Below are 7893 nucleotides of genomic sequence, written 5' to 3'. Positions count from 1 at the left end.
TCCTGATGGCCTGGGGCAGCGAGGCGCAGAAGCAGCGGTGGCTCAAGCCCCTGGCGCGCGGCGAGATGCTGGGCGCCTTCTGCCTGACCGAGCCGCACGTGGGCTCGCAGGCCGATGGGCTGCGTACAACAGCCGTCAGGGACGGCGACCACTACGTGCTGAACGGCGTCAAGCAGTTCATCACCAGCGGCAAGAACGGCCAGCTTGCCATCGTCATCGCGGTGACCGACAAGGCCGCCGGCAAGCGGGGCATGAGCGCCTTCCTCGTTCCCACCGACACGCCCGGCTACATCGTCGCCCGGCTGGAAGACAAGGTCGGCCAGCATTCCAGCGACACGGCGCAGATCCGCTTCGAGGACTGCCGCATCCCCGCCGCCAACCTGATCGGCGAGGAAGGCGAGGGTTACCGCATCGCGCTGTCGGCGCTGGAAGGCGGCCGCATCGGCATCGCCGCCCAGAGCATCGGCATGGCGCGCAGCGCCTTCGAGGTGGCGCTGCAGTATGCGAAGGAGCGCGAGAGCTTCGGCACCGCGATCTTCAACCACCAGGCGGTGGGCTTCCGCCTGGCCGACTGCGCCACCCGGCTCGAAGCCGCGCGCCAGCTGGTGTGGCATGCGGCGAGCCTGCGCGACGCCGGCAAGCCCTGCCTGAAGGAAGCCGCGATGGCCAAGCTGTTCGCCAGCGAGATCGCCGAGCAGGTCTGCAGCGCCGCGATCCAGACCCTGGGCGGCTACGGCTACGTCAACGATTTCCCGGTGGAGCGCATCTGGCGCGACGTGCGGGTGTGCCAGATCTACGAAGGCACCTCCGACGTGCAGAAGATCCTGATCCAGCGGGCGCTCTGAACCACAACGAAGGAGACACTGAGATGCCGATCACGCGAGGCTACCGCACGCTCGTCGACGAGGCGATGGCGCAGGTGCGCACCTATTCCGTGCCGCAGGTGCGCGAGCGCCTGGGTGCGCCCGACCTGCAGCTGGTGGACATCCGCGACGTGCGCGAGCTGCAAGCCGAGGGCACCGTGCCCGGCAGCTTCCACGCGCCGCGCGGCATGCTGGAGTTCTGGGTCGATCCGGGCTCGCCCTACTTCAAGAAGGTGTTCGCCGACGCCGGCAAGGAATACGTGCTGTTCTGCGGCGCCGGCTGGCGCAGCGCGCTGGCCGCCAAGACCCTGCAGGACATGGGCATGACCAACGTGGCCCATATCGAAGGCGGCTACACCGAATGGGTCAAGCAGGGCGCACCGACCGAGACGCTGGAGCAGCGCAGGGCGAACAAGGGCGCGTGAACGCGAGGGAGACGAAGTGAAGTTCGATGCGGTGCTGTTCGACTGCGACGGCGTGCTGGTGGACAGCGAGGCGATCACCAACGGGGTGCTGCGCGACATGCTCGAAGAGCTCGGATGGAAGCTCTCGAAGCAGGAGTGCATGCGCCTCTTCCTCGGCAAGGCGGTCAAGGACGAGCGCGGGCTGATCGAGGCCCACACCGGCCGGCCGCTCACCGAGGACTGGCTGACGCGCTTTCGCGAGCGCCGCAACGAGCAGCTGCTCGCGGGCGTGCAGCCGATCCGCCACGCCGTCGAAGCGGTCACCGCGATCAGCGCGCGGCTGCAGGGGCGCATCGCCTGCTGCTCCGGCGCCGATCGCTGGAAGGTGGAGATGCAGCTCGCCAAGTGCGGCCTTTTGCCGTATTTCGAGGGCCGCATCTTCAGCGGCCACGAGATGCCGCGTTCCAAGCCGGAGCCGGACGTGTACCTGGCCGCGATGGGGCCGCTGGGCGTCACGTCCGCGCGCTGCGCCGTGGTGGAAGACACTGTCACGGGGGTGACTGCAGGCGTGCGCGCCGGCGCTGTCGTGTTCGGCTACAGCCCGCCCGAGGCGGGCCACGATACGCCCTCCGCACTCAAGGCTGCGGGGGCTGCGGTGATCTTCGCGGACATGGCGGACCTCCCGGGCTTGCTCGACTAGGACGCTGCGCGCGCGCCGATCTCCGGCGCAAAGGTCCCAGGTGTCGGCCTTCTCCTACAAGCCCAGCTCAACCTTGACTTCGATAATGGCCGTCCCTTCCACCAACGGCCCCAAGCAAGAATGAGCCAGGAAACAGACGCCGTGCTCCAGCTGCTCGGCGACAACGAAGAACAGATCCTTTCTCAGTGGCTGCAGGAGGCGGGTGGCAATGCCGCCCGCCTCACCGAGGCCGGCCGACGCGCGTTGCGCGGCGACGCCGAGGAGATCCTGCGCAACCTGCGCGAGGCGCTGCGCGCCGGCGGCGACCCGGAGAACTTCGAGGCGCCGGCGTGGAGCGCCTTGCGCGGCGCGCTCGAATCGCTCTCGCGCTCGCGCGCCGCGCAGGGCCAGTCGGCCGGCGACACCAGCGTGTTCGTGCTGGCCTTCAAGCGGCCCCTCTTCGGCCTGATCCAGGACCGGATGAAGGCCCAGCCCGAGCGGCAGATGGCCGCGGTGTGGACGCTCTCCGTGCTGGTGGACCGCATGGCGCAGTGGACCGTCTCCACCTACCAGCAGACACGCGAGGACCTGATCAAGCGCCAGCAGCAGGACCTGCTGGAGCTCTCCACGCCCGTGATCAAGCTGTTCGAAGGCGTGCTGGCCGTGCCGATGATCGGCACGCTGGACTCCAGCCGCACCCAGGTGGTGATGGAGACGCTGCTGCAGCGCATCGTCGAGACGGGCTCGCGCCTGGCGATCATCGACATCACCGGCGTGCCGACGGTGGACACGCTGGTGGCCCAGCACCTGCTGAAGACGGTGAGCGCGATCCGCCTGATGGGGGCGGAGTGCATCATCAGCGGCATCCGGCCGCAGATCGCGCAGACCATCGTGCACCTCGGCATCGACCTGCAGGGCATCGCCACCAAGTCGTCGCTGGCCGACGCGCTGCAACTGGCGATGGAGCAGCAGGGCTTCGTCATCACCCGCCGCCAGGCCTGAGGCCCGCCATGGACCGCATCCCGATCCTGCAGATGGGAGACACCCTGCTGGTCACCATCCAGGTGGACATGCAGGACCAGATGGCGCTGGCCCTGCAGGACGACCTGGCGAACAAGATCTCCGCCAGCGGCGCCAAGGGGGTGCTGATCGACATCTCCGCGCTGGAGATCGTCGATTCCTTCGTCGGCCGCATGCTGGCCGGCATCTCCGGCATCTCGCGCATCCTCGATGCCACCACCGTGGTGGTCGGCATGCAGCCGGCGGTGGCGATCACGCTGGTGGAGCTGGGGCTGTCGCTGCAGGGCGTGCGCACCGCGCTCAACGTGGAGCGCGGCATGGAACTGCTGGCGCAGGGGCGCAGGGAGAAGGCGCTTGCCCGCTGAAGACGCTTCCGGCAGCATGCCGCTGCGTTCCGAGGTGGACATCGTCGCCAGCCGCCAGCAGGTGCGCGTGCTCACGCAGCAGCTGAAGTTCTCGCTGGTGGACCAGACCAAGATGATCACGGCCGCCAGCGAACTGGCGCGCAACACCGTGGTCCACGGCGGCGGCGGCGCCATGCGCTGGGAACTGCTGGACGACGGCGTGCGGCGCGGCCTGCGCCTGCACTTCGAGGACGAGGGCGGCGGCATCGCGGACGTCAAGCTCGCCATGACCGACGGCTTCAGCACCGGCACCGGCATGGGCCTGGGGCTTCCGGGCAGCAAGCGCCTGGTGCACGAATTCGACATCCGTTCCGCGCCCGGGCAGGGCACGCGGGTGAGCATCGCACGGTGGAAGTGATTTCCGGCGGCTTCCACGCGGTCTTCCCCATGGAGGACGGCAGCCGCGTGGGGGAGGCGCGCCGCCACGCGGCGCAGCTGGCGCTGGACTGCGGCCTGGACGAAACCGAGGCCGGCCGCCTCGCCCTGGTGGTGACCGAGCTCGGAAACAACCTGGCGCGCCACGCCGTTCGCGGGCGGCTGCTGCTGTCCCCGCGGCCCGCGCTGGGCGAGGTGGACGTGATCGCGCTGGACGAGGGGCCTGGCATCGCCAACCTCGAGCGCTCGCTGGTCGACGGCTTCTCCACCGCCGGCACGCCCGGCACCGGCCTCGGCGCGGTGCGGCGGCTGGCCCGCCAATTCGACATCCACAGCAGCGTGCCCGGCGGCACGGTGGTGCTGGCGCGCGTCGGCGCCGGCCCCGGGCCGCAGGAGGGCCACGCGATCTGCGTTGGCGCGGTGGCGATCGCGGCCCCCGGCGAGCGCGTCTGCGGCGACGGCTGGGCCTTCGCGCTGCAGGGCGACGTCGCCGCGCTGCTGGTGGCCGACGGCCTGGGCCACGGCCCCGATGCGGCCGAAGCCGCCGCCGCCGCCATCGAAGCGTTCATGGAGGATCCGCTGGCCAGCCCGCGCGTGCTGCTCGCGCACATCCACCAGCGCCTGCGCAGCACCCGCGGAGCGGCCGTGATGCTGCTGCAGGCCGATGTGGCCAGCGGCACGGTGCGCAGCGCCGGCGCCGGCAACGTGATGGCCAGGCTGGTCTCCGGCACCAGCGACCGCGCGCTCCTGAGCCAGCACGGCACGGCCGGCATCGCCGTGCGCACGCCGGAGGAGCAGTGCATCGCTTGGCCGGAGCATGCGCTGCTGGTGGTCAGCACCGACGGCATCGAGACCCGCTGGCCGCCGACCGTGCTGGCACCGTTGCTCGGCCGCGACCCCACCCTCGCCGCCGCCGTCCTGGTGCGCGATCATTGCCGGGGGCGCGACGACGCCACCGTGGCCGTGCTGCGGCGCAAGGATTGAGATGGAAACGGACAAGGACATCGCGGAACTTCGCGCCGCGCTGGAGCAGAGCCGGCACGAGGCGGAGAGCCTGCGCGCCGAGCTGGAGGAAACCAACCGCGGCGTGCTCGCCCTGTACGCCGAACTCGACGCGCAGGCCGACCAGCTGCGCGAGGCGACCGAACTCAAGAGCCGCTTCCTGGCCTACATGAGCCACGAGTTCCGCACGCCCATCAACTCGATCCGCAGCCTCACCCGCCTGCTGCTGGATCGCGTGGACGGCCCGCTGAGCGCGGAGCAGGAAAAGCAGATCGCCTTCATCCAGCAGAACGCCACCGAATTCGCCGAGATGGTGGACGACCTGCTGGATCTCGCCAAGGTGGAGGCCGGGCGCGTCGAGATCTCGCCGGCCTGGTTCGAGATGGTGGACCTGTTCTCCGCGCTGCGCGGCATGTTCAAGCCGGTGCTGACCAACCCCGAAGTGCACCTGGTGTTCGAGGAACCGCAGGACGTCCCCAAGCTCTACACCGACCACCGCAAGCTGTCGCAGATCCTGCGCAACTTCATCTCCAACGCACTCAAGTTCACCCCGCGCGGCGAGGTGCGCGTCTCCGCCCGCTTCGAGCCGGACCAGCGCGTGACCTTCTCCGTCGCCGACACCGGCATCGGCATCGCGCCCGAATACCACGAATCCATCTTCCAGGACTTCTCGCAGGTGCAGTCGGCGCTGCAGAAGCGCCTGCGCGGCACCGGCCTGGGCCTGTCCCTGAGCCGGAAGCTGGCCGCGTTGCTGGGGGGCAGCGTCTCCCTGGAGAGCGAGCCGGGCAAGGGCTCGACCTTCTCCGTCACCATCCCCGTGCAGCTGGAGGGCGCCGGCACGCCATGAATTCCGCGGACGTCATCAACACCACGATCGATCGGTCGGTCCACACGGTGCTGGTGGTGGACGACAACCCGGCGACGCGCTATTCCACCGCCCGCGTGGTCCGCGCGGCGGGCTTCCAGACCGCCGAGGCGGGCAGTGGCGCCGAGGCGCTGGCAGCGATCGCGCAGGGCGTGTCGGCCGTGGTGCTTGACGTGCACCTGCCCGATATCGACGGCTTCGAACTGTGCCGCAGGATCCGCGCCCAGCCGCTGACTGCGCTGCTGCCGGTGGTGCACCTCTCGGCCGCCTACGTGCGCGACGAAGACCGCGTCACCGGCCTGAACGCCGGCGCCGACGCCTACCTCGTGCACCCGGTGGAGCCGGCGGTGCTGGTCGCCACGCTGCAGGCCCTGATCCGCGCGCGCCTCGCCGAGGACCAGCTGCGCCACAGCGAGCAGCGCTTCCGCGCCATCTACGACCAGGCGCAAAGCGGCATCGCGCTGCTGGACGAACAGGCCCGCTTCGCCGATGCCAACCCGGCGATGCAGCGCATGCTGGGGCGCACGCGGGAGGAACTGATCGGCGCGGCGCTGGCCGACCTGGTGCCGCCCGAATGGCGCGAGCACGTGCTGACCCATCTCGCCGACCCGGTGCAGGACCGCGCACCGTGGCGCGGCGAGTTCCCCCTGCTCGGAGCCGCGGGCGCGCCGGTGCACCTGGAGTGGAGCGTGTCCTCGCACGTCGAGCCCGGGGTGCGCATCGCCATCGCCATCGACGTCTCGACGCGGCACGAGCTGGAGCAGCGCCGGCGCGAGCTGCTGGAGCGCGAGCAGGCCGCGCGCCAGGTGGCCGAGCACCTCGCACGCACCAAGGACGATTTCATCGCCGTGCTGTCGCACGAGCTGCGCACGCCGCTCAACGCGATCATGGGCTGGGTGCACATCCTGCAGCGGCGCGGCATCACGCCCGAAGGCGTCAAGGGGCTGCAGGCGATCGAGCGCAACGTGAAGACGCAGGCGCGCATCATCTCCGACATCCTCGACGTCGCGCGCATCAACTCGGGCAAGCTGCGGCTGGACCGCGAGTGGGTCGATCCGGCGGAACTGGTGACGAACTCGGTCGCTGCGCTGGCCGGCATCATGGCGGAGCGCAGGCTGCAGGTGCACACGGAGGTGGAGGGCGCGCATGCGCCGGCCTACCTGGACCCGGCGCGCTTCCAGCAGATCGTGTGGAACCTGATGACCAACGCGATCAAGTTCTCCCCCGAGGAAGGCCGCATCGAAGTGCGGCTGCGGCGCGCCGGCGACCGGCTGCAGCTCGCGGTGCAGGATTTCGGGCAAGGCATCAAGAGCGAATTCCTGCCGCACCTGTTCGACCGCTTCACGCAGAGCGATTCCCCCGGCAACCGGCGCCACGGCGGCCTGGGGCTCGGGCTGTCGATCGTGAAGCACCTGGTGGACCTGCATGGCGGGCGCGTCAGCGCCGAAAGCGCGGGCGAAGGAAAGGGCACGTGCATGCGCGTGGACCTGCCTGCGGCGCCCGTGATGGAAACCGCCGATTTCGCCGACACCACCGGCGCCGAAGCCGGCGGGGAGATCGAGGGCGCGCCGCTGCAGGGGCTGGACGTGCTGCTGGTGGAGGACGATGCCGAAGCCAGCGAGATCCTGGGCCTGGTGCTGGCCGAGCGGGGCGCCCGTGTGCGCAGCGCGCGCGACTACGAAGCCGCACTGGTGGCGCTGCGGCACGCCTGGCCCGACGTGCTGGTCAGCGACATCGGCCTGCCGGGGCGCGACGGCTACGAGCTGGTGCGGCACGTGCGCGAGCTCGAAGGCGCGCGCGGCGGCGTCCACCTGCCGGTGATCGCCCTCACCGCCTTCGCGCGCCCGCAGGACCTGCAGAAGACGCTGGCGGCCGGCTTCGACCTGCACCTGGCCAAGCCGCTGAAGCCGCACATGCTCGTCGAGGCCATCGTCCGCAGCCGGCGGCCCGCCGCCGAAGCCTGAAGGCCCATGCCACGCGGGAGCCCGCCGCCCGTGCGGCACCTCACCGTCACGGTGGTGGGCTTCGTGCTCTGCGCCGCACTCACCACGCGCGCCTTCGGCACCCTGTCGCCGGTGTGGTACGCCAGCGGGATTGCGGTCGTCGCGCTGCTGCTGCACCCGCCGCGGCAGTGGGCGTGGTTCCTGCTGCCGATCTACGTCGGCGACGCGGCGGTGTTCCGCTTCTTCGACCACGGTCCGCCGCTGCTGCTGGCCGGTGCGGACATGGTGGAGATCGTGTTCGCGGCCGCCCTGATCCGCGCTAGCGGCGGCATCCGCTT

General features: G+C 70.5%; 10 protein-coding genes. All 10 read left to right on the top strand.

Annotated elements, in window-relative coordinates; all coding sequences use genetic code 11:
- Positions 1 to 845, top strand: an 845-nt coding sequence (locus VFM98_RS10670) for an acyl-CoA dehydrogenase family protein (RefSeq protein ID WP_325109904.1), incomplete at its 5' end; no start/stop codon positions are given.
- A 23-nt stretch (positions 846 to 868) separates the two neighbouring features.
- Positions 869 to 1288 carry a rhodanese-like domain-containing protein gene (locus tag VFM98_RS10665; RefSeq protein ID WP_325109903.1) on the top strand — a complete coding sequence of 140 codons (420 nt, stop codon included), beginning with the start codon at positions 869 to 871 and terminating at the stop codon, positions 1286 to 1288.
- A 16-nt stretch (positions 1289 to 1304) separates the two neighbouring features.
- On the top strand, positions 1305 to 1967 hold the full coding sequence (locus VFM98_RS10660) for an HAD family phosphatase (protein WP_325109902.1): 663 nt from the start codon (positions 1305 to 1307) through the stop codon (positions 1965 to 1967).
- A gap of 120 nt (positions 1968 to 2087) precedes the next feature.
- Positions 2088 to 2948, top strand: coding sequence for an STAS domain-containing protein (locus VFM98_RS10655; protein ID WP_325109901.1), 861 nt, complete (start codon positions 2088 to 2090; stop codon positions 2946 to 2948).
- A gap of 8 nt (positions 2949 to 2956) precedes the next feature.
- The gene (locus VFM98_RS10650; protein WP_325109900.1) at positions 2957 to 3331 is read left to right on the top strand and encodes an STAS domain-containing protein; all 375 of its coding nucleotides are present in this window, start codon (positions 2957 to 2959) and stop codon (positions 3329 to 3331) included.
- 16 nt (positions 3332 to 3347) lie between these two features.
- Positions 3348 to 3728, top strand: a complete 381-nt coding sequence (locus tag VFM98_RS10645; protein ID WP_325109899.1) for an anti-sigma regulatory factor — start codon at positions 3348 to 3350, stop codon at positions 3726 to 3728.
- Positions 3719 to 4729: an ATP-binding protein gene (locus tag VFM98_RS10640; RefSeq protein WP_325109898.1), complete on the top strand. Its 1011-nt coding sequence runs from the start codon at positions 3719 to 3721 to the stop codon at positions 4727 to 4729. Before VFM98_RS10645 ends, VFM98_RS10640 begins: the two co-directional genes overlap by 10 nt.
- 1 nt (position 4730) lies before the next feature.
- Positions 4731 to 5594 (top strand): ATP-binding protein, encoded by an 864-nt coding sequence (locus tag VFM98_RS10635; RefSeq protein ID WP_325109897.1) that lies wholly within the window; start codon positions 4731 to 4733, stop codon positions 5592 to 5594.
- Entirely contained in the window at positions 5591 to 7576 is a 1986-nt protein-coding gene (locus VFM98_RS10630) for a response regulator (RefSeq protein ID WP_325109896.1), read from the top strand. Before VFM98_RS10635 ends, VFM98_RS10630 begins: the two co-directional genes overlap by 4 nt.
- Before the next feature lie 6 nt (positions 7577 to 7582).
- The coding region (locus VFM98_RS10625) for a hypothetical protein (RefSeq protein WP_325109895.1) at positions 7583 to 7893 on the top strand (311 nt) is incomplete at its 3' end.

The sequence above is a fragment of the Ramlibacter sp. genome (assembly GCF_035706265.1).
In the GTDB taxonomy this organism is placed as follows: domain Bacteria; phylum Pseudomonadota; class Gammaproteobacteria; order Burkholderiales; family Burkholderiaceae_C; genus Ramlibacter.
This window is presented reverse-complemented; position numbering and strand designations above follow the sequence as displayed.